This window comes from Methanoculleus receptaculi (assembly GCF_033472595.1).
GTDB lineage: Archaea > Halobacteriota > Methanomicrobia > Methanomicrobiales > Methanoculleaceae > Methanoculleus > Methanoculleus receptaculi.
The window spans coordinates 951,463-973,065 of sequence record NZ_CP137642.1 but is presented as its reverse complement, the minus strand read 5'-3'; the positions used below and the strand labels follow the sequence as shown (position 1 = coordinate 973,065).

Sequence of the window (21,603 nt, the reverse complement as noted above, 5' to 3'; positions counted from 1 at the left end):
TTGGATACGACGAAGATCGATAACAGTATCTGGAGCGGCAGAGAAGGTCTCACCCTCCCTGGCCGCCTTTCTCTACAACATAAGGCCGCGAATACAATTAAATGTAGGGTTCAGGCGGGAGGGCGCTCCCGCCCCGGGAGAGAGCAGCCTCCCGCACCTCAACCGCTATATTGATCAGCCGGAGCCAGGTGTTAAGGGCCGCACGAAGCGCCGGTATATCCGCAGCGCTCACCTCCAGGATAAGGGTCTCCTCATCCTCAAGCCTGACCCTCGCAGACGAACGCTCACCCACATCCCCCTCCTCCTGGCAGACGGAGAGATAGATTGCACGGGCACCAGGAGCCGTAAACCGGAATACCGCCGAATGCCTCATGGCGCCACCCTCAGGGTATAGCGCCGCCGCTGCCGCCCGTCAAACACGATCCGGTCTTCCGGGAGCGCGTCCACAAAAAAGACCATATCGACCAGACCCTCCAGCGCACTGGCGAGGGCGCGGTCAGATACCGCAAGGCCGCGGGAGATCGCACCCTCCCGCTCCTCGACCGCAAACGAGAGAACACGGATCCCGGCAACCGCCTCACCCCCTGAAAAGACCTGAATAAGAAAAGATTGACCTGACCTCGAGACGATCAGAACCGGCCCATCGTGGGACGACAGGAGGTCGCCCATGCCCATCTTCCCGCGGGTGGCGTATTCGGCGCCGATCGCAAACGCAAGATCCCGTGCGAGTGACCGCACCTCCGGAACCGGTTTGCGCGACGTCGTGACGACCGTCATCGAGCCTTCAGGTCTTTTATCGCGGCCCCGCGCTCCTTGAAGAGGATGCGGTGCCCACAGTAGGGACAGCGTATATTGATGTCTATCTCAACCTTCTGCTTACACCTAGCGCACTTATAGGCAGCCACGGCCGGTTAACCCTCCTTCTGCAGCGAACGCTCGATGCTCCGCGCAGCGACACGCATAGCCGGCGTCTGCGGGACGTAACTCCCGCCTGCGAACTTGAACCCGCACTTGCGGCACTCCCAGATCCCCGTCCCCACACGCCTGACCGCTTCCAGGTCACAGCGGGGACAGACGTGAGCCGCGCGGGAGATATGCTCGATCTGGTTCACTCTCTTCCTGATAAACCTGCCGTACCTGGGGCCGTATCGACCGGAACTCCCGACAACCCTGCCTTTTGCACTCTGCTTGCGGCCTGCCATTTCGCCTACCTCTTGTATGTCCTCTAACTTCTGTGGTCTCGACTAATATTAGTTACTCACGATACACGCCCGACGATCTTGGTCTCGGCGCTCCCTCTCGAGATCTTGTTCACCAGGTTGTAGAACTCCTCCTGGATACCGGCCGGAATCCTGACCACCGCGATCCAGGAACCGTCCTTCTGCCACTCGTTCTGCTCGATCGCTGCTGCGGCCTGGAGTTCCCCGTAAGCCCTTGCAGCATGTTCCGGCGGGAACCTGACGGCGATCCGGATCTCCTCAAACCTGATGGGAAGGATCGGGCGGAGGGCCTTGACAACCTCCTTCACCTGCTCCTCGACCGACTTGAAGGGATCGATGTTCACCTTCGCCTCCTCCATCGCGAGCTCGATCCGCTGCGGGGGGTGGGGGTAGCCCGATTGCGGGTTGATAGCGTTCCTTGCTATGAACGTTATGACCCGGTTCCGTTTGTCCGCGATGATATGGCGCCGCTGCTCTGCCGTCAGATGGATCTCGCCCTTCTGGATGATCTTCGGCGCAATCTCTTCAAACTCGGTCGTCTTGAAGACCTTCATGAGAGCCTCGTCCGAGGCCCTCTCACCATGAGCGGCGTTCGAGAAGACGGAGTCGGCCGCAACGACGTCCTCAAGGTCTATCGCTTCCCCCTGCCGGATGCGCATCGCCTGGTCGGGGTCGACCAGCACCTCAAACCGTTCCCCGTGACTCTCGAACCTCGCCACAACCGCACGGTCAAGCGGGATCATTCTGATGGCACGCTCTCCTCAAACTTATCAACGTAGGACTGGATCTCATCCCTCTCCATCTTCCGGAACCCCCCCGTCTCGATGGAGACAACACCGATCTCGATTGCGCTCACGTCCAGTTTCCCCTCGGTCGCTGCATGGAGCGCCTTGATGCCGAGAGCGATCGCCTCCGAGAAGGTCGCATCCTCACGATACTCCTCCTCAAAGACCTGCATGACCGCCGGCCGACCTGTCCCGATCCCGGTTGCCCTGTACTCGAGCAGCGTGCCGCTCGGGTCGGTCTCAAAGAGTCTGCCCTTACCGTCGCTGATCCCGGCGATCAGGAGCGCCGTGCCGTAGGGACGCGCACCGCCGAACTGGGTATAGATCTGCATATGGTCGCAGAGTTTCTTGGCCAGTGTCTCGACATCGATGGGCTCGTTGTAGGAGACCCTGTTGATCTGGGCCTCGACCCGCGCCCTGTCCACGAGGGAGCGTGCATCCCCCACAAGACCGGAGGAGGCCACACCTATGTGCGCATCGATCTTGAAGATCTTCTCGATGGAGGCCGGTTCAAGGAGGCGGGATGTCACCCTTTTGTCGACTATCAGCACGACACCCTCGCTGCACTTGAGCCCAACGGCCGTCGTGCCGCGTTTTACCGCTTCCCTTGCATACTCAACCTGATAGAGTCTTCCATCGGGGCTGAAGACCGTGATAGCCCGGTCGTATCCCATCTGATATTGTGGTTGCATTATCGTTCCTCCAAATCGAGTTCGCTGAAAAAGAATCTTTTCTGATGCTTAATACCCTTTTCAATCAAATCAACCTTTTGACCCGGATACCGGCAGACAGCATAAGCCCTCTCGCCTATCATAATCTCCCCATCCTCAGGAATGGGCCGGATCGGTCTCATCCGGCGCCGCAGCGCACGGATTGTCCCGGATGTGGCGACCGTCCGGAGCGAAACCCGGTCATCGCCGACCGCGGTGACTGTTGCAAGCGCTGCGGCGATCTCCCTCTCAGCCCCGCGCCGGCACCGGATGACGACATACCCCGCATCGCAGTAGACGACGGCGGGCTGGGCGAGACCGACGGCCGCATCGCCGAGGAGGGATGCCGCGGCCTCGATGACGGAGAGGTAGAGTTGTTTCGGGTCAACTGCTGCACCGTATGGAAGGATCCTTGCCAGTATGTAGCGCCGTTTCGTCCGCATCGTCGGCGGCCTGGGCCTCATCTGACCCCCCCGGGGGGACTGGAGTGCTCGATCATCCGGCCCACAGACGATAGAGCCTCGTTCACCTCGGCCCCGGTCATGCCGAAGAGCCCGCAGAGCCCCCGGATCTCTCGAACCGAACGCTGGTCGAGTATCGAACTGGCGGCGCTCGATATGGTGAGCATAAACCCGTAACGCCGGTGCAGCGCGAGGATATCCGCATACCGGTTCAGCGCCTGCTGGCGTTTAGCCCCGCGGAGGTGGATCAGGGGGGCAATAGAGATCTCCACCGCCACGCCCCTCTCCGCCGCCGTCCGTGCGGCGACGTGGTCAAAGGCGTTCTGCCGGGTGGCATGGATCTTACTGATGACGTTCACATCCTTGGTGCTTGCAAGAGCGCGGTTGAACGAGAGATCTCCGGCATCGACGCAGACCAGATCGGCGCGCCGGACGGCGGGGTCGCGCAGGTCGCGCAGAACCTCTTTTACGGACCGGGCGGTGATGATAGCGCCCTGGAGGATCTCAACGGCGCAGGACAACCGATGCCCGGCATCCCCTATGGCGACGAGGCTATCGAACCCGAGTTCTCCCGCCTCGATCGCCATCCGCGAAACCGTGGAGTCGCCGTCAGGATAGGGGAATATACAGGCATCTGTGATCTTCATCGTCGTTTAAAAAAAGTGTTTATTTGCCGCGGTTTGCATGCGACCGGACGCTGGGCCGAGTCTTCTCGGTTCCGCTCCCGCGTTTCCGCATCCCGCGCCCCTTCACGCCGGCGGAGGTCTTGCCGCGCTCCGCCCGGCCCCGGTGAACGGGGTCGGCCAGCCAGGAGAGGTTCCGGTCGCTCTGGATGGCAGGGTGGTGGCCATCGACCAGGATCACCTCAAACCACTTGTGGCGCCCGTCCTCCCCGACCCAGTAGGAGTTCAGGGCCTCCATGTTCGGGTACCTGCGGGATGCACGCTCCTCGGCCATGCGCTGGAGGCTCTTTGCCGGGGTCATCCGGCGCATACCCATGCGCGCTGTTCTGCGGCCGCGAACGTAACGGGGCTTCCTCCGGCCGCCGCGGCGGATCTTGACCCGCACGACGATTATGCCCTGCTTGGCCTTGTAGCCAAGCGAACGGGCGCGGTCGATCCTTGTGGGGCGCTCAACGCGCACGACACTCCCCTTGCGCCGCCAGACCTGGAGACGCTCCCAGAGGAGGTCTTTCACCTCGGACGTGTCAGGCTGTTTCCAGGCCTCACGTACGTAGGCATACATCGATTTTGCCATGCTCTCAATCACCTCAGGTTCAGCGTTTCCGCCACATTCCTTTCCGGGACGTATCCCGTTGGCTCCATATAGATCGACGGGGGCGCTGATAAAGGATTCCGTCTCCCCCTCCTCACGGGGGGGGCGATTCCCCATAGATACCGCGTCCGGGGATCTGGCAGTCCCTTCGCGGTCTCACCTGACACTCCTGAAAGATCCGGCTCCGTCCCCGGACACGGGCCCCCGGGCCAATCGCCAGAGACACTTGCCCGCCCCCTCTGAGGCGGGGGTGTTTCAAAAGAAGCGATCTGATCGGCCCCGCTCACCCTCCCTTTTTCTTCTCCAGAACGCGGATGGCATCGATCCGGGTGACCGGGTACTGACCGTTCTCGTCCTTCTCGGCCGATTTAACCATATCCCAGACCGTGAGCAGGGCGACAGAGACGCCGGTGAGCGCCTCCATCTCGACGCCGGTCCTCCCGAAAGACTTCACGCGGGCGGTGGCCTCCAGGCAACCATCGCCCTCCTCAAAATCTATGGTGACCCCTGCAAGCGGTATTGGGTGGCACATCGGGATTATGCGCGGCGTCTCCTTCACCGCCAGGGTGGCCGCAACCCGTGCGGTTGCAAGAACGTTGCCCTTGACCGTGGTCCCCTCCCTGATTGCCCTGAGTGTCTCAGCCCGGAGGTAGATCCGGCCGCTTGCAACCGCCTCGCGGGCAACCTCGGTCTTTGCCGAGATGTCCACCATCTGTGCGCGGTCGTTCTCGATGTGGGTGAAGACCGGCGCCCTGCCGTCTTCGCCGGACTCGTTCATATCCATCAGAGGAGATCTTTGCACCTGCCGGGGATAAATGTGGACGCTGCCTGCAGTCTCAATCCGGCGGGCGGCGGAGGAAGACCTCCTGCGGGATAAAGTCCAGTATATCGGTGGCAAGGATGCCGTTCCCCCTCTCTTCCGCCGCCCGCATCCCCGCCCTGCCGTTCACGTATGCGGCGATGCAGGCCGACTCGAAGGCCGGGAGGTGGCAGAACAGCGCGCCCGCAACCCCGGCAAGCAGGTCGCCCGTCCCGCCGGTGGTCATGGCAGGGGTGCCGGTCCGGTTGAAACGGACACGGGAGCCATCGGATATCACGTCGACCGGGCCCTTGAGGAGGACCGTCCCGGTTGCAGCGGCGGCCCTCACACACCGGCCACGGGCCGCAACCTCCGCAGGGGGTTCCGTCCCGGTCATCCGGGCAAACTCACCGGCATGGGGGGTGTAGATGGTCTCTTTCGCCGCTGGCAGCGGTCGGCGGAGGGCGTCGGCATCAAAGACCGCGCGCCCTGCCGCCTCCGAAACGCCAAGGACGACCTCGTGGCTCGCCCCCCCAAGCCCCATACCGCAGACGACGACATCGGCCCTCTCCACGAGTCGGAGGATGGTCTCCAGGTGGTCAGGGGTGATCAGGTCGCCATCCAGGCGCTCGTGGATCAGGTCGGGGATCGGGATGCAGGCGGGGGAGGCGACCCGCACGATATCCGCGCCGGCACGCAGCGCCCCGAGCGCCGCGATATACGGCGCACCCTGGTAGGGGCCGCCGCCGATGACGAGAACCTCGCCGCCGGCGCCCTTGTGGGCATTCTCGTCTCTTCTCGGAAGGAGCGTGAGGTCTCCGGGACCGGTGTAGACCTCGGCTTCAAGCGGGATTCCTATATCCACGAGATCTGCGCCCTGGATCTTTGGGCGGTGGAACGAGAGGATCCGGTTTGCCCGTATACCGGGGGTGGGGATATCGACGGCGATGACCGGCGCAGCGCTCGTGTTCGCGCGGGCAACCAGGGTTGCAAGCGGTTCGCGAGGCGCACCGGAGGCGCCTGTGCCGAGCATCGCATCGACGATGATATCTGCCCTATCAAAAAGGTGCGAGATCCCATCGACCTCGGCAGCGCACCTGATCGGGTGGAGAGCGACAGAGCAGTGCCTGAGCAGGCCGAGTTCCGCGGCGGTTGAGGGTGTAATCGAACCGCAGTCCGGGTAGACAACGTCGACGGCGTCGAGGTGCTGGAGGCAGCGTGCCGCCGCCATACCGTCGCCGCCGTTGTTCCCCCTCCCGCAGAGCAGAAGGACGCGGGAAGGGCTGAAAGACTGCACGGCGGCAGCAACCGCCCGGCCGGCGCTCTCCATCATCACAAGCGACGGCAGGCCAAGCGCTATGGCGTTCTCCTCGACGGCACGCATACGCCCGGCGTCGATAACGCCGGTCTCCAGAAACTCACGCATATCCTTTGTGGTCATCCAACGCTCTCCTCCGGGAAACCATGCACCCATCGGTGCTATGCGTTTCTCTCTTAGATACCTTTTGAGTCCGGTCTCCGGGGAGGAATGTGAGGGTGGTCTATGAACACCGTTCAACGGCTGAGACAGGAGACAGGGGAGGGGGATCTCCCGTCAGCCCCACCTCGCGGGGCGATTCCCCATCGATACGGTGCAACTGAGTGCATCCACCCACCCGGTTTCAGGCGAGAACCTTCCTGCTAATTCCACTCCACTCCCCATGTGCACGGCTATCCAGGGTCAAATCGCCCCACACTGCCCGCCCCCTCTCGAGGGGGCGGGAGGAGGCCGCGGAGCGGCCGGGAGGTGGGGGTGGCTCGCCTATTCGCAGGAAAAGACGTTTTCGGTGAAATGCAGGAGACAGGGGAGGGGGATCTTCCACCCCCTCCCCGTCAGCCCCTCCCCCGTGGGGCGATTCCCCATTGATACACTGCCCGGGAGTGCATCAACCACCGTGTGTCGGTTGATCCCCGTCAAGATCCTGTTTCCACCCCCTGTGGTGAGACGCAGGAGGCAGAGGCGGTGATAGCCTGAATAAAGACCGTATTCCTGGAGACGTCTAGAGACCGGCGGTGTTTTCCCGCAAAACCATCTTCTCGCTCTCAGAACCGGTATCGCCTCCCCTCAAAACCCCGTTCGCCCCACAAGTTAAGTGGCTGCACCACCCATAGGTATGGAAGATGAACCTCGAGCGCGATCTGCGGAGAGCGGCGGACATTATCTCTGACGCTGACTCGGTGACGATCGTCTCCCACATCGACGCCGACGGCATCAGCACGGAGGCGATCCTGGCGCAGGCGCTCAGCCGCGAGGGCATACCGCTCGAATCGGTCTTCGTTCGCCAGCTCGAACCGATGGCGATGCGGCACATCCCGGACGACGACTCCCTCAAACTATTTGCAGACCTGGGCGCCGGGCAGCAGGCCCTCCTCGAGAGCCGCGGTCTCTCCGCAGAGGACGTCCTGATCCTGGATCACCACGTCAGCCAGCCCTGCACAACGGCCTACCCCATGATCAACTGCCTCGACCACGGCATCACCCGGATGAGCGCCGCCGGCCTCGCCTACCTGGTCGCAAAGACGCTTGACCCGACAAACATCGACCTCGCCAAACTCGCCGTGATCGGGAACGTCGGCGACATGATGGCCCGCGAGAACTGCGGCCTGGTCGGCCCCGCACGCGAGATCGTCCAGGACGGCGTCGAGTATGGCAACATCATCGTGCAGAGCCGCGACCTCAACTGCTACGGCCTCTCCACCCGCCCCGTCCACATCTGTCTTGGCTACTGCGACGAACCCTACATCGACGGGATCTCCAACAACACAAACGGCGCGCTCCGGTTCCTCGAACGGCTCGGCGTCGAACTGAAGAACCCCCGCGGCGGCTGGCTCGTCTGGGAAGAACTCCCGTTCGGCGACCGGCGCAGGATCGTCAGCGCCCTGACCCAGCACCTCATCGCCCACGGCCAGGATACCGGCCGCCTCCTCGCCGAGACATACATCTTCCCGGACGAACCGGAACGCACACCGCTCCGGAACGCCTCGGAGTATGCCACCCTCCTCAACGCCTGTGGCCGCTGGGCAAAACCAGGGGTGGGGAGCAGCATCTGCCGGGGGATGCGCGGCGAGGCCTACCGCGAGGCGGAGTACATGCTCGGCCACCACCGCTCCGTCATACGCGACCTGCTCCACTACATCCTTGACACAGGCGTCACCGAACTATCCCACCTCCAGTACATCCACACCGGTGACCGGTTCCCCGACACCATCGTCGGGATAGGAGCGGGCATGGCGCTCTCAAAACTGAACTGGCGTAAACCTATCATGGTTCTCAGCGCAATGGTGGACGACCCGGACCTCACCAAGGTCTCGATGCGGACGAACGAATGGGCGCTCAGCCGCGGGATCGACCTCCAGCAGGCGCTCGTCGAGGCCTCGGCATCGGTGGGCGGCGCCGGCGGCGGGCACCGTATCGCCGCCGGGGCGTTCATCCCCCGCGAAACAGAAGAGGAGTTTGTTGATGACGTCAACCGGGTACTCAAAAGACAGTTTGCTGCAGCGGGTCAGGACGATAGGTGACTTCCAGTTTGGGAGAGGGGCAGGGGAGGCCATATTCCCCGACGGATGCACGTTCCAGTTATCCACGACAGGGCGTATCCGGCAGGTGCGTCTCGACGGCGAGAGGCTTGCGACCGTTCGTGCGCAGGACGGCCGCCTCACCCTCGGGATCGCCGGAGCGGTTCGTCTTGCCGCCCACATACCGCCGCCGGGCTACAGGGTGGCGGTGCAGGAGGATGTAGCGGCGTTCATCGCTGACGGCAGGAACGCTATGGCAAAACACGTGGTCTCTGCCGACGAAAGCATCCGCGCAGGGGACGAGGTGCTGGTGGTGACCGGGGATGATAACCTCCTTGCCACCGGCGCCGCCCTCCTCTCCGGCCGGGAGATGCTGGCATTTAATTACGGTGTAGCCGTAAAAGTAAGGCAGGGGAGAGGATCCGAATGTATCCAGGAAAGATAAACCCTAAGAAGATGAAGCAGATGATGAAGCAGATGGGCATGGAGATGGAGGAACTCGAGGGCGTTGAGAGGGTCATCATCCAGACGTCCGCCGGGGACTACATCTTTGAAGAGGCCCAGGTCGTCGCAACCAGGATGCAGGGGGTAACCTCCTACCAGATCACCGGCGAACCCCGGTTTGAGGAGACCGCCCCTGAGATCCCGGACGAGGACGTCGCGCTCGTAGCATCCCAGACCGGAGCAACAGAAGAGGCTGCACGGGCCGCGCTCATCGAGACCCGCGGCGATATCGCCGAAGCCATACTGAAACTCGCCGAGCAATGATCGAGACCGGCGAACGCCTCCTGCTCGTCGGAGAGGACCGGGAGTACTTCGTGACGGCGGAGGAGGGGCAGTTCTCCACCGACCGCGGGACGATCGACCTCTCGGCACTCCCCGGGATGAACCCGGGCGACGAGGTCAGGACACACCTCGGCGTCCCGTTCATCGTGCTGCGCCCGCGGCCAACCGATTTTTTTGTCCACGCAAAGCGCAGCGGCGTTCCCATGCTTCCAAAAGACATAGGGCTGGTTATAGCCTACACCGGGATGAACCGGGACGACACCGTCCTCGACGCGGGGACGGGGAGCGGTGTCGCCGCGATCTACTTTGGAAATATCGCCCGCCACGTGAAGACCTGCGAGGTGCGCCCGGAGTTTGCAGCGCTTGCAGAGAAGAACATCAGAAACGCCAGGCTCGATAACGTCGAGGTGATGGCGGGCGATATGCTCCAGGCAACCGGAGAGTTCGATGTGGTCCACCTGGACATGACGATAACCCCGGCACACGTGGAGCATGCATTCTCGCTCCTCAGGCCCGGCGGCTACCTGGCGTGCTACACCCCGTTCCTTGAGCATACGTTCACCGCACTCGATGCCGCGGCACCGATCTTTCGCGAGGTCCACTGCTACGAGTGCATCGAGCGTGAATTGACGCGTTCCGCCAGGGGAACCAGGCCGTCGACCCGGGTCGCCCACAGCGGCTACATCACTATCGCGCGCCGGTAGCGAGGCTAATACTCTTTCAGCGGGTGCTCCCAGCCGGTGTAGCCGCAGTAGATGCACCCGTCGCCGCCGCAGTGCCTGCACCTGCGCGATGGCTGCTCTACCATCACGCTGCCCTTTCCGCTGCAGTAGGTGCAGCCGAGCCCCCCGCAATGGGAGCAGGTCTCGGCGGCATACCTTTCTTTCTCGCCTGGAACCATTCTATCCTCCGTTGAGTAAGTATGGGGCGGCCGGGGATGAGAAAGGTTCTCATCCGATCACGCGAAAAGGTATTTTCTTTCTGCGCGGTGAACCAGTATCCATGAGAGGATGGGGCGGAAAGGTTGAACGCGAGCCCCGGAAGGTAGCCGCACGATGTACCACATTATCTCTATCCGCGATTTTGAAAGGGAAGACCTCGATTACCTGCTAGATAGAGCAGAGGTCTTCGAGACCGGGCGTTACCCGCCGGGGCTGCTCAAGGACAGGCTCGTGGCGCTTCTCTTCTTTGAACCCAGCACCCGCACACGGATGTCGTTTGCAGCCGCCCTGGCCCGGCTCGGCGGGCAGTCGATCAACGTCGATTCTGTGGAGGCGAGTTCCATCGTCAAGGGGGAGACGCTCGCAGACACCATCCGGGTGGTGAGCGGCTACGTGGACGCCATCGTGCTCCGCCACCCTAAAGAGGGGGCGGCACGCCTTGCAGCCGAGTTCTCCTCCGTCCCGGTGATCAACGCCGGCGACGGTGCGGGGCAGCACCCGAGCCAGACGCTGCTTGACCTCTACACCATCCGCAAGTCCATGCCGCTTGACGGTATCGATGCGGGGCTTCTGGGGGATCTCCGTTACGGGAGGACGGCGCACTCGCTGGCGCTTGCACTCTCCCTCTACGGCGTCACCCTGCACACGATCGCGCCTACGGGGCTTGAGATGCCGGTGAACATAGCGGTTGAACTGCGGGAGCGCGGTGTGGAGGTGGTCGAGCACGCGAGCGTTGAGGAGGCGATCAGGGAACTCGACGTTCTGTATGTCACGAGGATCCAGCGCGAACGTTTCCCGGACACGGCGTCATACTACAACGTAGCCTCGAGTTACCGGATAACAACACAACTGCTGGAGGGCGTCCGGGATCACCTGATGATCCTCCACCCCCTGCCGCGCGCCGGGGAGATCGATCCTGCTGTGGATAGGACGCCGTATGCGCGCTACTTTGAGCAGGCGCGCAACGGTGTTCCGGTCAGGATGGCGCTCCTTCACGAGGTGATGAGATGAGCAGGAAAGATACCGCACACGGGCTGCTCGTCAGCCCCATCCGGAACGGCACCGTCATAGATCATATCACGGCCGGCGAGGCGCTGAACGTCCTGCGGATCCTTGGCATCACGGGGTCGACAAACGAGTGCCTGAGCATCGCGACAAACGTCGAGAGCAGGCGGTTGGGGAAGAAGGATATCGTGAAGATCGAGAACCGGGAACTCCGCAAGGAGGAGGTCGACCTGATAGCCCTGCTTGCGCCGCAGGCAAGGATCAACATCATCCGGGAGTATGGGGTCGTGGAGAAGAAGGGTGTGGAGATCCCCCACGTCATCAAGGGCGTGGTCAGATGCCCGAACCCCGGCTGCATCACGAACACAAACGAACCGGTGGAGAGCACCTTTGAGGTGCTTGATAAGGGGCTGCACTGCCTCTACTGCGACTGGTTGATCAAGGACGATATAGCAAACCACATCATCTGATCAGGCGCCCGTGCGGGTCGATCTCGCCCCGGTATATACGGGTGCTCGAGATCCGCCGTTCGTCCTCGGCGAGGACGCACGAGACAACGTAGAGGTCGACCTTTGCCAGGCCGTTCTGCCGCCGGAGTTCGTTGATATCCAGGGCAACATGGAATGTCTCCTCGGAGACGACAAGGATATCGAAATCGGCATCGACGGCGCTCCCATAGCGGTCGGAGAGAGGTTCAACCGCCCAGGAGGCGGTGTAACCCTTCTCCAGGATGAATGCCGTGACGTTATCCAGTCGTTTCTGGTATGGCTGGACGGGATGCTCCTTGGTACCGGCGAACTCATCGGTTGTCAGCCCGATCACAACCTCGCCGGCGGGGCCGGCAAGGTCAAAGGAGCGGGAGAGGAGTTTCCGGTGCCCGGCATGGAGGGGGTCAAACGTCCCCCCGACCACCACTCTCATCAAGAGGCGTTTGCACTGATGGGTATTAGGGGTAGTGGTCGGCGGAGCGGGTGGCGCTGGGGTTGCTCTCCTGAATCTCTGGCTGAACGGTTTGCATCGAGCCGCCTCCACCGCCCCTGTCGCGACGTGCCGCCGTGACAGTGTTTTAGCCTCTGGAATAACCCCCACCTCCCGGCGCGTTCCGCGCCTCCTCCCGCCCCCTCCATAGGGGGCGGGCAGTGAGGGGTGATAGCACCGGATACCGTGCCATGGGCGGAGAGAGGATCTTTCAGGAGTGTCAGGTGAGACCGCGAAGATACTGCCAGATCCCCCGACACCGTATCGATCGGGAATCGCCCCCACGGGGAGGGGCTGATGGGGAGGGGGATGGAGCATCCCCCTCCCCTGTCTCCTGCATCTCCGATTGAACGGTGTTCATAGACCACCCCCTCTGCGAGAGGGGGGCGGGTGAGTGCATGATGATAGCCCCGGATAGCCGTGCACGGGGGGAGGAACGGGATCCTGACGGGGGATCCACTGAGACGTTGGTTGATGCGCTCCCCGGCAGTGTATCGATTGGGACAATCGCCACCCTGTGAGGAGCGTCTTTCGTGGAAACACCCTCCCCCTGGATCCGTCCCCGAAAAGGTTCACCGAACCCGGGGAGAGAGGTATGGCCTGACCGCCACCGGCGATGGAGAAGGTTTTGTATCGCCAGAACAAATACTAGACTTACTATGGAGAGCGGAACGGTTGTGGGGAGCCGCGTCTTTATCGCAGAGAATGCAACGGTCATCGGGGACGTGACGCTCGCCGACGACGTTAGTGTCTGGTTCGGTGCTGTTATCCGCGGTGACCGGGACAGGATCACGGTTGGAACTGGCTCAAACATCCAGGACAACGCCACCGTCCACACCACCCCCGGCCACCCGGTCAGCATCGGGAGCCAGGTCTCTGTCGGCCACGGCGCCATCCTGCACGGCTGCACCATCCGCGACCGTGTGCTCGTCGGGATGGGCGCAATCGTCCTGAACGGTGCTGTGGTTGGGGAGGGATCCATCATCGGCGCCGGCGCGGTGGTGACCGAAGGAAAAGAGATCCCGGCGGCCTCCCTGGTCCTCGGCGTGCCCGGAAAGGTTGTTCGGGGGACAACCGCCGAAGAGGAGGCCGGGATCGTTCAGAACGCGGAGACATACGTCCGGCTTGCAGGAGGTTACCGCCGTGGCTGATGCCGTCGTCATCGGCGCCGGGGTTGCGGGTATCCAGGCAGCGCTCGACCTCGCAGGCCACAACATCCATGTCCACCTCATAGAACGTGAGCCCAGCATCGGTGGGCACATGGCACAGCTCGACAAGACGTTCCCCACAAACGACTGCTCGATGTGCATCCTCTCCCCAAAGATGGTGGACGTTGCCCGGCACCCGAATATCACCATCCACACCTGTTCAGAGGTCGAGTCGGTCGAGGGCGAGGTCGGGAACTTCAGGGTCAGGGTCAGGAAACACCCTCGCTACATCCTGGAGAACGAGTGCAACGGCTGCGGGGACTGCACCCTGATCTGTCCTGTGGAGGTCTACAACCGGTTTGACGCCGGTGTCGGTGTTCGAAAAGCCATCTACAAACCTCACACCCAGGCCGTCCCCGATATCGTCGTGAAGGACGCTGAGCACTGCATCGAGTGCGGTCTCTGTTACGACGTCTGCGGCAGGGACGCAATCCTCCACGAGGACGAGGAGCGCACGATCGACCTTGAGGCGGCAAGCATCATCGTTGCAACCGGTTACGCGACGTTTGATGCCAGAAACAAGACCCAGCTGCGCTACCTCCTGATCCCGGACGTCATCACGAGCCTTGAGTTCGAGCGGCTGATCAACGCAAGCGGCCCCACCGGCGGGAAGATCCGGCGGCTCTCAAACGGCAGGACTCCTCGAAGCGTGGCGTTTGTCCAGTGCGTCGGTTCACGTGACATCTCCATCGACCGCCCCTACTGTTCGGGCGTCTGCTGCATGTATGCCATGAAGAACGCGATGCTCATCCGGGAGAAGAACCCGGAGATCGAGGTTACTGTCTTCTACAACGATATCAGGGCATACGGCAAGGGTTACGAGGAGTACTTCGAGCGGGCAAAGAGTCTTGGCGTCAGGTTCGTCCGGGGGTTCCCTGGGGAGGTGCTCGAAGAAAACGATCGGCTGACGCTGATCGCGGAGAACACCGAGACCGGTGAGGTGGAGACCGTCCACCCCGACCTTGTGGTGCTCTCCGTCGGTCTTGAACCCGCCGGTGGTGCGGAGGAGATCGCCCGGATGCTTGGGATCCCGCGTGACGAGTCGGGGTTCTTCGGGGTTGCCGACCAGAAGCTCGGCCCCGTGCTGACGGTGAAGCCCGGGATCTATGTTGCGGGAACCGCCACCGCTCCAAGGGACATCCCCGACTCGGTCGCGATGGGCGAGGCGGCGGCGATGCGGGCCTACCTGGACGTGATCCGCGCGGGGTGAAGATGAAAGGAGAGACCACCTACACCATTGCCTGGGATGCGGAGAACAACTGCATCATCTACATCGACCAGACCCTTCTCCCGGGGCGGTATGAGGTTGGCCGCTGCAGAACCGTCGACGAACTCGCCGATGCGATCCGGAGGCTCGCGATCCGCGGCGCCCCGGCGCTAGGGATCGCAGGGGCGATGGGTGTGGCGCTTGCAGCCGCCCGGAGCGGCGAGAGGGATCCTGTGCGGTTCCGCCGGGATCTCCACCGGGCAGCCGAGATTCTCCGGAGCACCCGGCCTACCGCGGTCAACCTGGGTTGGGGGATCGACCGCGTCCTCGGCGCGGCCGATGCGGCAGGGTCGGTCGAGGCGGCAAAGGAGGCCGCGGTCCGCGAGGCGGGCGCCGTTGCCGAGGAGGACGAGGTGACCTGCCGGAGGATCGGCGCGTTCGGAGCCGAACTCCTGCCGGAGAGGTGCACGGTGCTCACCCACTGCAACGCGGGGGCGCTTGCCTGCCGCTGCTGGGGGACGGCGCTCGGGGTCGTCCGGTCGGCGGTTGAGGCGGGAAAGGATGTGCGGGTGATCGCCTGCGAGACCCGGCCGCTGAACCAGGGTTCACGCCTGACCTGCTGGGAACTCGCACGGGACGGGATCGATGTGACCCTCATCACCGACTCGGCAGCGGCCTATCTTATGCGGAAAGGGGTGATCGACGCCGTCATCGTCGGTGCAGACAGGATCACGCGGGACGCGGTCTTCAACAAGATCGGGACATACATGCACGCCATCTCCGCCCGGCACCACGGTATCCCGTTCTATGTGGCGGCACCGGTCTCGACGTTCGATCCCGCGAGGAGCGAGGCTGATGTCGTTGTCGAGGAGCGGGACCGCGACGAACTTGCCCGATGCGGTGACCGGGTGCTCGCACCCGATGGTGCGGCGGTCTTAAACTACGCCTTCGACGCCACTCCGCTCGACCTGGTCGATGCGATCGTCACTGAGGTCGGGGTGCTGCGGCCGCCCTATACGGAGTCGTTCCGGCTGATGGAGGGGAAACGATGAGTCTCCTTGCAACCGGCGCCTGGGGGCAGGTGATGACCCTGATTGGAGAGGTGACGTTCTTTGTAATCCTGGGGATGCTGCTCTTCGCGGTGGCGCTCGCGCTCCTCACCGTCGCCTCTGTCCGGAGGGGCAAGTTTTACCTGCCGCAGATCCTGATACCGGGCATGGTCGCACTGGAAGGGCTTGTGAAGGCGTTCTGCAAACTTCTCGGGCTGGATGACAGGGATCTCATCACGTTCTTCATAACGCTTCGCAACAGTATGAACCAGAAAGCCTTCGCGGAGACCCCGGTGGAGGAGCGTGCGATCTTCCTGCCGCAGTGCCTGCGCTCGGCACAGTGTCCGGCGAACCTGACGCCGGAAGGCCTGAAATGCCGGAACTGCGGCCGCTGCCAGGTGGGGGAGAACATTCTGTGGCTTGAAAAACTGGGCTACAGGGTATTCATTGTGCCGGGCTCGACGTTCATAAAGAGGATGGCCAGGAAGCATCATCCGCGGGCGATCATCGGTGTCGGCTGTCTTGTGGAGGTGAAGGACGGGATAGATATGGCCGACCGGATGGGGATCACCGCCATCGGTGTTGTGAACCTGAAAGACGGTTGTGTGGAGACTATCGCCGACTGGGCGGCGTTGAGGGATGCCGCCCTGCTCGGTCTCGACGCGGCGTCAGGGGGCGTGGACCTTCACGGCCCGGCCCAGTAACTGTTCGGTGCTGACTTTCCCATAGACGTAGATCGTCTTTTCGCTGGTTACGACCCCGGTCTTCACCCCGGGCCGCAGTATGACGTCTCCGCCGGCCTGGATAGAGTGGAGGCAGGCGTTGTCACAGATGGTGGCTCTCTCGAGCACCCGGAGCGGCCCTTTGATCCTGGCGTCGTGGCCGATGATGGCGCTCTCGGCCTCGACAAACCCGCCGACGGTGGATCCGGGGCCGAGTTCAAGCCGGCCGCTGACAATCATGTTCCCCCAGATATGCGTCCAGGGGGGAGTGATAAAATTTCCCTCTATCTTCACGTTCCCGTCAAAGAAGGAACCTTTAGGTGCTATGTACGTGTCCCCGTGCCGGTAAACCTTCATGGAGATCTCCCGGCTAACAACTCTCGTCCATAACCAGATAAAATTATCAGCGATTGTCAGCGCAACAGGACGGTAACCTGCCGGAAGGAGAGCACCGCCGGAGACCCAGAAAGCCTCCGTCGCCGGCGCTGTGAGAGGGTGACGGAGAGGCTGCGGTGATTGCACCTGGAAAGCCGTGTTACGGGGGGGAAACTGAATCCTGATGATGGATTCACGGGGACGGTCCTGATGCTCTCCCGCGGCAGTGTATGATGACGTGTCCGGGGGACGGAAGCATGATTTCGGCAGGGTGTTCACATCGAGCCGTGGAGGTGCTCATCCTACCCGTGGCACTGTATCGATGGGATATCGCCCCTGTCTCGACGTCTCATCCGAAAACCTCTCTCGCTGGAAACACCCCCGCTCAGATAACTGCGGCAATTGCAAAGACGGCGAGCGCAGCAAACATCCCCGCCCGGAGTATGGATGTTGCCCGGGACGCACGGACACAGTCCGGCCGCGTGCAGGCCGCCCCTCTGGCGGCTCCGGCCACGATGACTATATCCACTACTGCGATGCCGGCAAGGTAGAACCCGCCCCACCATCTGCCGAAGGGGAGGAGGCTTACCGCCACGGCACAACAGGCGCAGGCAAAGGCGAAGATCCCCGTCCGCCGTATGCCTATGATCATGGGGAGGGTGCGTGCGCCGCCCGCCGCATCACCCTCGACGTCCTCTGCATCCTTCAGAACCTCCCTTGCCAGGGTTGCAAGCAACGTGATCGCCGCAAGCGAGAGGTTGCTGATGAGCCCGAAGACGCCTGCAAACGCCCCGCCGAAGAGGAAGACGCTGGCTGTCAGGTAGGCGACGGCGACGTTTCCGATGAGAGGGGTGCGTTTCAGCCGGGCGGCATAGGCAACCAGGATGACCGAGTTGATGAGGGCTATGGCAAGGCAGAGCGGTGTCGTCAGCGCGGCAAGCACGATCCCGGAGAGGAATAGAGCCAGGGCGTAGGTCTTTGCAGCGCCGGGGCTGATCTTCCCGGCCGGGAGAGGGCGGTCCGGCCGGTTGATCCGGTCGATATCGATATCGAATATGTCGTTTATGACGTTCCCGCCGGCGGTTATGAGCGCAACGATAACGGCGAGGAGGAGCGATGGCACCGTGAGCGTTCCCGTGGCGATGAGGTAGCCAAGGAGCGCGGTAAGCCCGGCAACTATGGCGTTGTGCGGCCGGGTAATCCTGAGAAAGGCTGATGCGCTCATTATCGAGGAGTCAGGTTCACCCCTGCGAGATAAATAACCCGGTTATTTGCAACGGTGCAGGACGGCCGCGCGCTCGCAGCGGGTATACGTGAGAGGATCCTCGAGCGTGATCCCTCATGGGAGGGGGTATCCTCTCTCCCGGCATCTCTGGCTGAACGGTTTTACGTCGGCCACACCCACACCGCCAGGGCCCGGAAAGTCGGGCGGGCAAGTTATGATATGATAGCACCGGATACCGTGCATGGGGAGCAGGAAAGGGATCTCGGTGAGGGTGTTCACATCGAGCCGCGGATCTGCTCATCCTGACCGGGACACTGTATCGATGGAGAATCACCCCGTGGGGGAGGGGCTCGCAGGGGCGGGGGATGGAGCATCCCCCTCCCCTGTCTCCTGCATTTCCATCAGACACCCTTTTTCCGTGGGAGTTAGAGCTACCCCCACCGCCCGGCCGCTCCGCGGCCTCCTCCCGCCCCTCCAGAGGGGGCGGGCAGTGCGTGGCGATAGTACCGGATACCGTGCCATGGGGAGCAGGAAAGGGATCTCGGTGAGGGTGTTCACGTTGACGGCAGAGAGGATCCCTCTCATGGCAGTGCATCTATTGGATATCGCCCCGTGGGGGAGGGGCTGACGGGGAGGGGGATGGTGCATCCCCCTCCCCTCTCTCCTGCGTCTCTGGTTGAACGGTATTCGTGGAAACACCCCCATCTCCCCACTCCCCTCTCTCCTGCGTCTCTGGTTGAACGGTATTCGTCGACCACACCCACCCCTCTCTCCTATTACCCGGATACCATTTCCAGGTGAGACGAACCTCGCAGTTCATGCGGTATTGGAAAAAAGCAACGGGCTTGGGGGGATTTGAACCCCCGACATTCAGCTTAGGAGGCTGACGCCATATCCTGGCTAGGCCACAAGCCCACGCACTGGACTAAGAGTGTTGCCCATGAGAAGGTATAAGGATATCGAGCATCCACGTTTCCCGGAAAAATATGGATCTCGTTGAGGTTACCGAAGGGAGAACCCGCTTTTTTGTGCCCCGGCAGGACCCGGGTCTCCAGTTCCCGCCGGGAAACGCCCCGGTCTTTTACAATCCGCGCATGGAGTTGAACCGTGACACCACCGTCCTGCTGGTCACACTCCTCCGGCCGCGGGATTACCTCGACGCCATGGGGGCTTCAGGCGTCCGGGGGCTCCGGGTGGCAGGCGAGGCCGGGATACCGGTGACGATCAACGACCGGAGCGAGAGAGCGGCCGACCTGATCCGGCATAACGTCGAGACTTCCGGCCTGGAGATCGAGGTCACCTGCCAGGACGCAAACGTGCTTATGAGCGGGAGAAGGTTTGATGCCGTCGACCTCGACCCCTTCGGGACACCGGCGCCCTTTACCGACTCCGCCGCACGGAGCGCCGGGAACTACCTCTTCGTCACCGCCACCGACACCGCACCGCTCTGCGGTGCGCACCTCCCGGCGGGGATGCGCCGCTACTTCTCCCGGCCAAGGAACACCGAGTACCATGCCGAGGTGGGTCTCCGGACGCTGCTCGGGTTTGTCGTGCGCGAGGTGATCCGCTACGACCGCGGCGTGGAACCGCTCTTCTGTTACGCCCACGAGCACTTCCACCGGCTGCACCTCCGGCTCCGCAGCGGCGCTGCAGCGGCCGACCGGACGCTGGCACGGATAGGTTACGTGATGCAGTGCCCCGGCTGCCTCTACCGGACGGAAGAGGCCGGGATTCTCCCCGAACCTGCAGACTGCCCGCTCTGCGGCGCCCGCCTCGTCGCGGTCGGCCCCCTCTGGACGGGCAGGATCAACGACGACCAGACCCTCGCCGCGATGCAGGAGGCCCTGCCGTCGGTCACAGCCGGAACCGCCCCCCGGATCTCGAGGCTGCTCTCAACCTGCCGGCAGGAACTCGATACATCAAGCCACTACGACCACCACGTTCTGGCAGGATCGCTACGGGTCTCCCCGGCCGGGATCGAGAGCGTGATCGAGCGGCTCAGGTCTCTTGGCTACAGCGCAAGCCGCGCCCACTACTCGGGCACCGCCCTGAAAACAGATGCCCCGCTGCCCCTCCTCCAGGAGGTCATCAGCGGCGGGTGACTATGGTCAGGATGTCGCCGTCGGCGAGCCGGTGGTTGAGCCCGACGCGCTGGGCGTCGTGCTTGGCGGATCTGCCCCAAACCTTTGCGTAACGGAACTTATCCGCAAAGTCGCGGTGGAGACGGTTGCAGACGTCCTCGACCGTCGCCGGGCTCCGGATGATCAGCGGCTCGTCCAGGTCGGCGGGGCCGCCGACCGGTTTCAGGTAGACGCGCATGAACCGCAGGCTATCAAAGATGGCGTCCCTGAGTTCTTCGATGTTGTAGCCGCTCTGCGCAGAGACCATGATCGGGGGCTCACCGAACCTCTCGGTAAGGTTCTCCTCGATCTCCTGCCGCATCCTCTCGTCGACCAGGTCGACCTTGTTGACCGCGATGAACGCCGGGACGTAGACTCGGTTTCCAATCATCGCATCGATGAAATCGTCCTGGGTGACTCCTTCACGGATCAGGACCTCGGCGTTCATGATCTTGTTCTCGGCCAGGATCGAGCGGATCTCCTCTATATCGAGGTCAACAGCACCGACGGTGTTCAGCCTTATCCCGCCGTTGCCGGTCTTCTTGATGGTTATATCGGGCCTCTCCCGGTTGATCCGGATACCTGCATCGTGGAGTTCGCGGAGGAGGACGTCTGTGTGCTGCTGGTTGAAGACGTCGACCAGTATCAGGATCAGGTCAGCGCTCCGCACGACAGCGATGACCTCCTTCCCGCGGCCCTTCCCCATGGCTGCGCCGGCTATCAGCCCCGGGATATCCAGGATCTGGATCTTTGCGCCCCGGTGCTCCATCAAGCCCGGTATGACGGAGACTGTCGTGAAGGCGTAGGAGGCTGTCTCGCTCAGGTTCTCACCGGTGAGACTGTTGAGCAGCGTGCTCTTACCGACTGACGGGAACCCAACGAGGACAACGGTGGCGTCTCCCGATTTCCTGACGGAGTAGCCCTCCCCCCCTCCGGCGGAGGCCATCGCCCGGGTCACAGCCTCGTCACGGATCTTCGCGACTTTCGCCTTGAGGCGGCCGATGTGTTTGGAGGTCGCCTTGTTGTAGGGAGTTTTCCTGATTTCGTCCTCGATCTCCCGTATCTGCTCTTCGAGACTGCTCATTGCTGCCGGTATAGGTTAGATGGGAAGCTACTTATGGGTGTCTGTGCCAGAAATTGCAAAGAAAGAAGCCCGGATCAGGCTCAGATCGAGTGGTTGCC

At 62.7% G+C, this 21,603-nt stretch carries 28 protein-coding genes and 1 tRNA gene; 12 read left to right on the top strand and 17 right to left on the bottom strand.

Annotated elements, in window-relative coordinates:
• Positions 1-97: 97 nt before the first annotated feature.
• The 11 genes from R6Y96_RS05110 to R6Y96_RS05060 all read right to left on the bottom strand — a co-directional run bounded on the left by R6Y96_RS05110 (position 98) and on the right by R6Y96_RS05060 (position 6,691).
• Complete coding sequence (locus R6Y96_RS05110; RefSeq protein WP_318622439.1) at positions 98-373, bottom strand: KEOPS complex subunit Pcc1; 276 nt, start codon at positions 371-373, stop codon at positions 98-100.
• Positions 370-777 (bottom strand): Brix domain-containing protein, encoded by a 408-nt coding sequence (locus tag R6Y96_RS05105; protein ID WP_318622438.1) that lies wholly within the window; start codon positions 775-777, stop codon positions 370-372. Before R6Y96_RS05105 ends, R6Y96_RS05110 begins: the two co-directional genes overlap by 4 nt.
• On the bottom strand, positions 774-905 hold the full coding sequence (locus tag R6Y96_RS05100; RefSeq protein ID WP_214022658.1) for a DNA-directed RNA polymerase subunit P: 132 nt from the start codon (positions 903-905) through the stop codon (positions 774-776). Before R6Y96_RS05100 ends, R6Y96_RS05105 begins: the two co-directional genes overlap by 4 nt.
• A gap of 6 nt (positions 906-911) precedes the next feature.
• On the bottom strand, positions 912-1,202 hold the full coding sequence (locus R6Y96_RS05095; RefSeq protein ID WP_318622437.1) for a 50S ribosomal protein L37ae: 291 nt from the start codon (positions 1,200-1,202) through the stop codon (positions 912-914).
• A gap of 56 nt (positions 1,203-1,258) precedes the next feature.
• Entirely contained in the window at positions 1,259-1,963 is a 705-nt protein-coding gene (locus tag R6Y96_RS05090) for a ribosome assembly factor SBDS (protein WP_318622436.1), read from the bottom strand.
• Positions 1,960-2,697, bottom strand: a complete 738-nt coding sequence (gene psmA / locus R6Y96_RS05085; protein WP_318622435.1) for an archaeal proteasome endopeptidase complex subunit alpha — start codon at positions 2,695-2,697, stop codon at positions 1,960-1,962. Before psmA ends, R6Y96_RS05090 begins: the two co-directional genes overlap by 4 nt.
• Positions 2,697-3,179 (bottom strand): Rpp14/Pop5 family protein, encoded by a 483-nt coding sequence (locus R6Y96_RS05080; protein ID WP_318622434.1) that lies wholly within the window; start codon positions 3,177-3,179, stop codon positions 2,697-2,699. The genes psmA and R6Y96_RS05080 overlap by 1 nt, the downstream gene beginning before the upstream one ends.
• Complete coding sequence (locus R6Y96_RS05075; RefSeq protein ID WP_318622433.1) at positions 3,176-3,823, bottom strand: RNase P subunit p30 family protein; 648 nt, start codon at positions 3,821-3,823, stop codon at positions 3,176-3,178. The genes R6Y96_RS05080 and R6Y96_RS05075 overlap by 4 nt, the downstream gene beginning before the upstream one ends.
• Before the next feature lie 19 nt (positions 3,824-3,842).
• A complete protein-coding gene (locus R6Y96_RS05070; RefSeq protein ID WP_318622432.1) occupies positions 3,843-4,433 on the bottom strand; it encodes a 50S ribosomal protein L15e in 591 nt (196 codons plus the stop codon).
• Positions 4,434-4,734: 301 nt separating this feature from the next.
• Positions 4,735-5,229 (bottom strand): cyclic pyranopterin monophosphate synthase MoaC, encoded by a 495-nt coding sequence (moaC, locus tag R6Y96_RS05065; protein WP_214022755.1) that lies wholly within the window; start codon positions 5,227-5,229, stop codon positions 4,735-4,737.
• Between the two features lie 58 nt (positions 5,230-5,287).
• On the bottom strand, positions 5,288-6,691 hold the full coding sequence (locus tag R6Y96_RS05060) for an NAD(P)H-hydrate dehydratase (RefSeq protein ID WP_318622431.1): 1,404 nt from the start codon (positions 6,689-6,691) through the stop codon (positions 5,288-5,290).
• A gap of 719 nt (positions 6,692-7,410) precedes the next feature.
• Between R6Y96_RS05060 and R6Y96_RS05055 the strand changes: the two genes are divergently transcribed.
• From R6Y96_RS05055 to R6Y96_RS05040, 4 genes are read left to right on the top strand one after another with little or no spacing between them, the layout of a single operon-like run.
• A complete protein-coding gene (locus R6Y96_RS05055; protein ID WP_318622430.1) occupies positions 7,411-8,808 on the top strand; it encodes a DHH family phosphoesterase in 1,398 nt (465 codons plus the stop codon).
• Complete coding sequence (locus tag R6Y96_RS05050) at positions 8,750-9,250, top strand: PUA domain-containing protein (protein WP_318622429.1); 501 nt, start codon at positions 8,750-8,752, stop codon at positions 9,248-9,250. Before R6Y96_RS05055 ends, R6Y96_RS05050 begins: the two co-directional genes overlap by 59 nt.
• The gene (locus tag R6Y96_RS05045) at positions 9,232-9,573 is read left to right on the top strand and encodes a nascent polypeptide-associated complex protein (RefSeq protein ID WP_318622428.1); all 342 of its coding nucleotides are present in this window, start codon (positions 9,232-9,234) and stop codon (positions 9,571-9,573) included. The genes R6Y96_RS05050 and R6Y96_RS05045 overlap by 19 nt, the downstream gene beginning before the upstream one ends.
• Complete coding sequence (locus tag R6Y96_RS05040; protein WP_318622427.1) at positions 9,570-10,295, top strand: tRNA (adenine-N1)-methyltransferase; 726 nt, start codon at positions 9,570-9,572, stop codon at positions 10,293-10,295. Before R6Y96_RS05045 ends, R6Y96_RS05040 begins: the two co-directional genes overlap by 4 nt.
• Positions 10,296-10,300: 5 nt before the next feature.
• Here R6Y96_RS05040 and R6Y96_RS05035 read toward each other — a convergent pair whose 3' ends face one another.
• Positions 10,301-10,492, bottom strand: a complete 192-nt coding sequence (locus R6Y96_RS05035; protein WP_318622426.1) for a hypothetical protein — start codon at positions 10,490-10,492, stop codon at positions 10,301-10,303.
• Positions 10,493-10,646: 154 nt separating this feature from the next.
• On the opposite strand from R6Y96_RS05035, the gene pyrB reads away from it, so the two are divergent.
• Positions 10,647-11,543, top strand: coding sequence for an aspartate carbamoyltransferase (gene pyrB, locus R6Y96_RS05030; RefSeq protein ID WP_318622425.1), 897 nt, complete (start codon positions 10,647-10,649; stop codon positions 11,541-11,543).
• Entirely contained in the window at positions 11,540-12,007 is a 468-nt protein-coding gene (pyrI, locus tag R6Y96_RS05025) for an aspartate carbamoyltransferase regulatory subunit (RefSeq protein WP_318622424.1), read from the top strand. Before pyrB ends, pyrI begins: the two co-directional genes overlap by 4 nt.
• On the opposite strand, the gene R6Y96_RS05020 is transcribed toward pyrI, so the two are convergent.
• On the bottom strand, positions 12,000-12,458 hold the full coding sequence (locus R6Y96_RS05020; protein WP_318622423.1) for a phosphopantetheine adenylyltransferase: 459 nt from the start codon (positions 12,456-12,458) through the stop codon (positions 12,000-12,002). The genes pyrI and R6Y96_RS05020 overlap by 8 nt on opposite strands.
• Positions 12,459-13,174: 716 nt before the next feature.
• Between R6Y96_RS05020 and R6Y96_RS05015 the strand changes: the two genes are divergently transcribed.
• Genes R6Y96_RS05015 through R6Y96_RS05000 form a run of 4 tightly spaced genes read left to right on the top strand, consistent with a single transcriptional unit; the run spans position 13,175 to position 16,683 of the window.
• Entirely contained in the window at positions 13,175-13,666 is a 492-nt protein-coding gene (locus R6Y96_RS05015) for a gamma carbonic anhydrase family protein (protein ID WP_318622422.1), read from the top strand.
• Positions 13,659-14,933 (top strand): CoB--CoM heterodisulfide reductase iron-sulfur subunit A family protein, encoded by a 1,275-nt coding sequence (locus R6Y96_RS05010; RefSeq protein WP_318622421.1) that lies wholly within the window; start codon positions 13,659-13,661, stop codon positions 14,931-14,933. The genes R6Y96_RS05015 and R6Y96_RS05010 overlap by 8 nt, the downstream gene beginning before the upstream one ends.
• 2 nt (positions 14,934-14,935) lie before the next feature.
• Positions 14,936-15,982 carry an S-methyl-5-thioribose-1-phosphate isomerase gene (gene mtnA / locus R6Y96_RS05005; protein WP_318622420.1) on the top strand — a complete coding sequence of 349 codons (1,047 nt, stop codon included), beginning with the start codon at positions 14,936-14,938 and terminating at the stop codon, positions 15,980-15,982.
• Positions 15,979-16,683: a DUF116 domain-containing protein gene (locus tag R6Y96_RS05000; protein ID WP_318622419.1), complete on the top strand. Its 705-nt coding sequence runs from the start codon at positions 15,979-15,981 to the stop codon at positions 16,681-16,683. Before mtnA ends, R6Y96_RS05000 begins: the two co-directional genes overlap by 4 nt.
• Here the strand turns inward: R6Y96_RS05000 and R6Y96_RS04995 are convergent.
• Both R6Y96_RS04995 and R6Y96_RS04990 read right to left on the bottom strand, forming a co-directional pair.
• Positions 16,648-16,941 carry a hypothetical protein gene (locus tag R6Y96_RS04995; RefSeq protein ID WP_318622418.1) on the bottom strand — a complete coding sequence of 98 codons (294 nt, stop codon included), beginning with the start codon at positions 16,939-16,941 and terminating at the stop codon, positions 16,648-16,650. The genes R6Y96_RS05000 and R6Y96_RS04995 overlap by 36 nt on opposite strands.
• Positions 16,942-17,461: 520 nt before the next feature.
• Positions 17,462-18,301 (bottom strand): geranylgeranylglycerol-phosphate geranylgeranyltransferase, encoded by an 840-nt coding sequence (locus R6Y96_RS04990; protein WP_318622417.1) that lies wholly within the window; start codon positions 18,299-18,301, stop codon positions 17,462-17,464.
• Between the two features lie 54 nt (positions 18,302-18,355).
• Here R6Y96_RS04990 and R6Y96_RS04985 point away from each other — a divergent pair, with 54 nt between their 5' ends.
• Positions 18,356-18,607 (top strand): hypothetical protein, encoded by a 252-nt coding sequence (locus R6Y96_RS04985; RefSeq protein ID WP_318622416.1) that lies wholly within the window; start codon positions 18,356-18,358, stop codon positions 18,605-18,607.
• Between the two features lie 534 nt (positions 18,608-19,141).
• Here the strand turns inward: R6Y96_RS04985 and R6Y96_RS04980 are convergent.
• Positions 19,142-19,216, bottom strand: a tRNA-Arg gene (locus R6Y96_RS04980).
• Between the two features lie 71 nt (positions 19,217-19,287).
• On the opposite strand from R6Y96_RS04980, the gene R6Y96_RS04975 reads away from it, so the two are divergent.
• Positions 19,288-20,403 (top strand): tRNA (guanine(10)-N(2))-dimethyltransferase, encoded by a 1,116-nt coding sequence (locus R6Y96_RS04975; RefSeq protein WP_318622415.1) that lies wholly within the window; start codon positions 19,288-19,290, stop codon positions 20,401-20,403.
• Here R6Y96_RS04975 and R6Y96_RS04970 read toward each other — a convergent pair.
• Positions 20,390-21,505, bottom strand: coding sequence for an OBG GTPase family GTP-binding protein (locus R6Y96_RS04970; protein WP_318622414.1), 1,116 nt, complete (start codon positions 21,503-21,505; stop codon positions 20,390-20,392). The two genes, R6Y96_RS04975 and R6Y96_RS04970, sit on opposite strands and share 14 nt — an antisense overlap.
• Positions 21,506-21,603 lie beyond the last annotated feature (98 nt).

Coding starts and splice junctions, on each gene's coding strand:
- R6Y96_RS05110 (WP_318622439.1), bottom strand. CDS start 373: ATGAGGCATTCGGCGGTATTCCGGTTTACGGCTCCTGGTGCCCGTGCA.
- R6Y96_RS05105 (WP_318622438.1), bottom strand. CDS start 777: ATGACGGTCGTCACGACGTCGCGCAAACCGGTTCCGGAGGTGCGGTCA.
- R6Y96_RS05095 (WP_318622437.1), bottom strand. CDS start 1,202: ATGGCAGGCCGCAAGCAGAGTGCAAAAGGCAGGGTTGTCGGGAGTTCC.
- R6Y96_RS05090 (WP_318622436.1), bottom strand. CDS start 1,963: ATGATCCCGCTTGACCGTGCGGTTGTGGCGAGGTTCGAGAGTCACGGG.
- psmA (WP_318622435.1), bottom strand. CDS start 2,697: ATGCAACCACAATATCAGATGGGATACGACCGGGCTATCACGGTCTTC.
- R6Y96_RS05080 (WP_318622434.1), bottom strand. CDS start 3,179: ATGAGGCCCAGGCCGCCGACGATGCGGACGAAACGGCGCTACATACTG.
- R6Y96_RS05075 (WP_318622433.1), bottom strand. CDS start 3,823: ATGAAGATCACAGATGCCTGTATATTCCCCTATCCTGACGGCGACTCC.
- R6Y96_RS05070 (WP_318622432.1), bottom strand. CDS start 4,433: ATGGCAAAATCGATGTATGCCTACGTACGTGAGGCCTGGAAACAGCCT.
- moaC (WP_214022755.1), bottom strand. CDS start 5,229: ATGAACGAGTCCGGCGAAGACGGCAGGGCGCCGGTCTTCACCCACATC.
- R6Y96_RS05060 (WP_318622431.1), bottom strand. CDS start 6,691: ATGACCACAAAGGATATGCGTGAGTTTCTGGAGACCGGCGTTATCGAC.
- R6Y96_RS05055 (WP_318622430.1), top strand. CDS start 7,411: ATGAACCTCGAGCGCGATCTGCGGAGAGCGGCGGACATTATCTCTGAC.
- R6Y96_RS05050 (WP_318622429.1), top strand. CDS start 8,750: ATGACGTCAACCGGGTACTCAAAAGACAGTTTGCTGCAGCGGGTCAGG.
- R6Y96_RS05045 (WP_318622428.1), top strand. CDS start 9,232: ATGTATCCAGGAAAGATAAACCCTAAGAAGATGAAGCAGATGATGAAG.
- R6Y96_RS05040 (WP_318622427.1), top strand. CDS start 9,570: ATGATCGAGACCGGCGAACGCCTCCTGCTCGTCGGAGAGGACCGGGAG.
- R6Y96_RS05035 (WP_318622426.1), bottom strand. CDS start 10,492: ATGGTTCCAGGCGAGAAAGAAAGGTATGCCGCCGAGACCTGCTCCCAT.
- pyrB (WP_318622425.1), top strand. CDS start 10,647: ATGTACCACATTATCTCTATCCGCGATTTTGAAAGGGAAGACCTCGAT.
- pyrI (WP_318622424.1), top strand. CDS start 11,540: ATGAGCAGGAAAGATACCGCACACGGGCTGCTCGTCAGCCCCATCCGG.
- R6Y96_RS05020 (WP_318622423.1), bottom strand. CDS start 12,458: ATGAGAGTGGTGGTCGGGGGGACGTTTGACCCCCTCCATGCCGGGCAC.
- R6Y96_RS05015 (WP_318622422.1), top strand. CDS start 13,175: ATGGAGAGCGGAACGGTTGTGGGGAGCCGCGTCTTTATCGCAGAGAAT.
- mtnA (WP_318622420.1), top strand. CDS start 14,936: ATGAAAGGAGAGACCACCTACACCATTGCCTGGGATGCGGAGAACAAC.
- R6Y96_RS05000 (WP_318622419.1), top strand. CDS start 15,979: ATGAGTCTCCTTGCAACCGGCGCCTGGGGGCAGGTGATGACCCTGATT.
- R6Y96_RS04995 (WP_318622418.1), bottom strand. CDS start 16,941: ATGATTGTCAGCGGCCGGCTTGAACTCGGCCCCGGATCCACCGTCGGC.
- R6Y96_RS04990 (WP_318622417.1), bottom strand. CDS start 18,301: ATGAGCGCATCAGCCTTTCTCAGGATTACCCGGCCGCACAACGCCATA.
- R6Y96_RS04975 (WP_318622415.1), top strand. CDS start 19,288: ATGGATCTCGTTGAGGTTACCGAAGGGAGAACCCGCTTTTTTGTGCCC.
- R6Y96_RS04970 (WP_318622414.1), bottom strand. CDS start 21,505: ATGAGCAGTCTCGAAGAGCAGATACGGGAGATCGAGGACGAAATCAGG.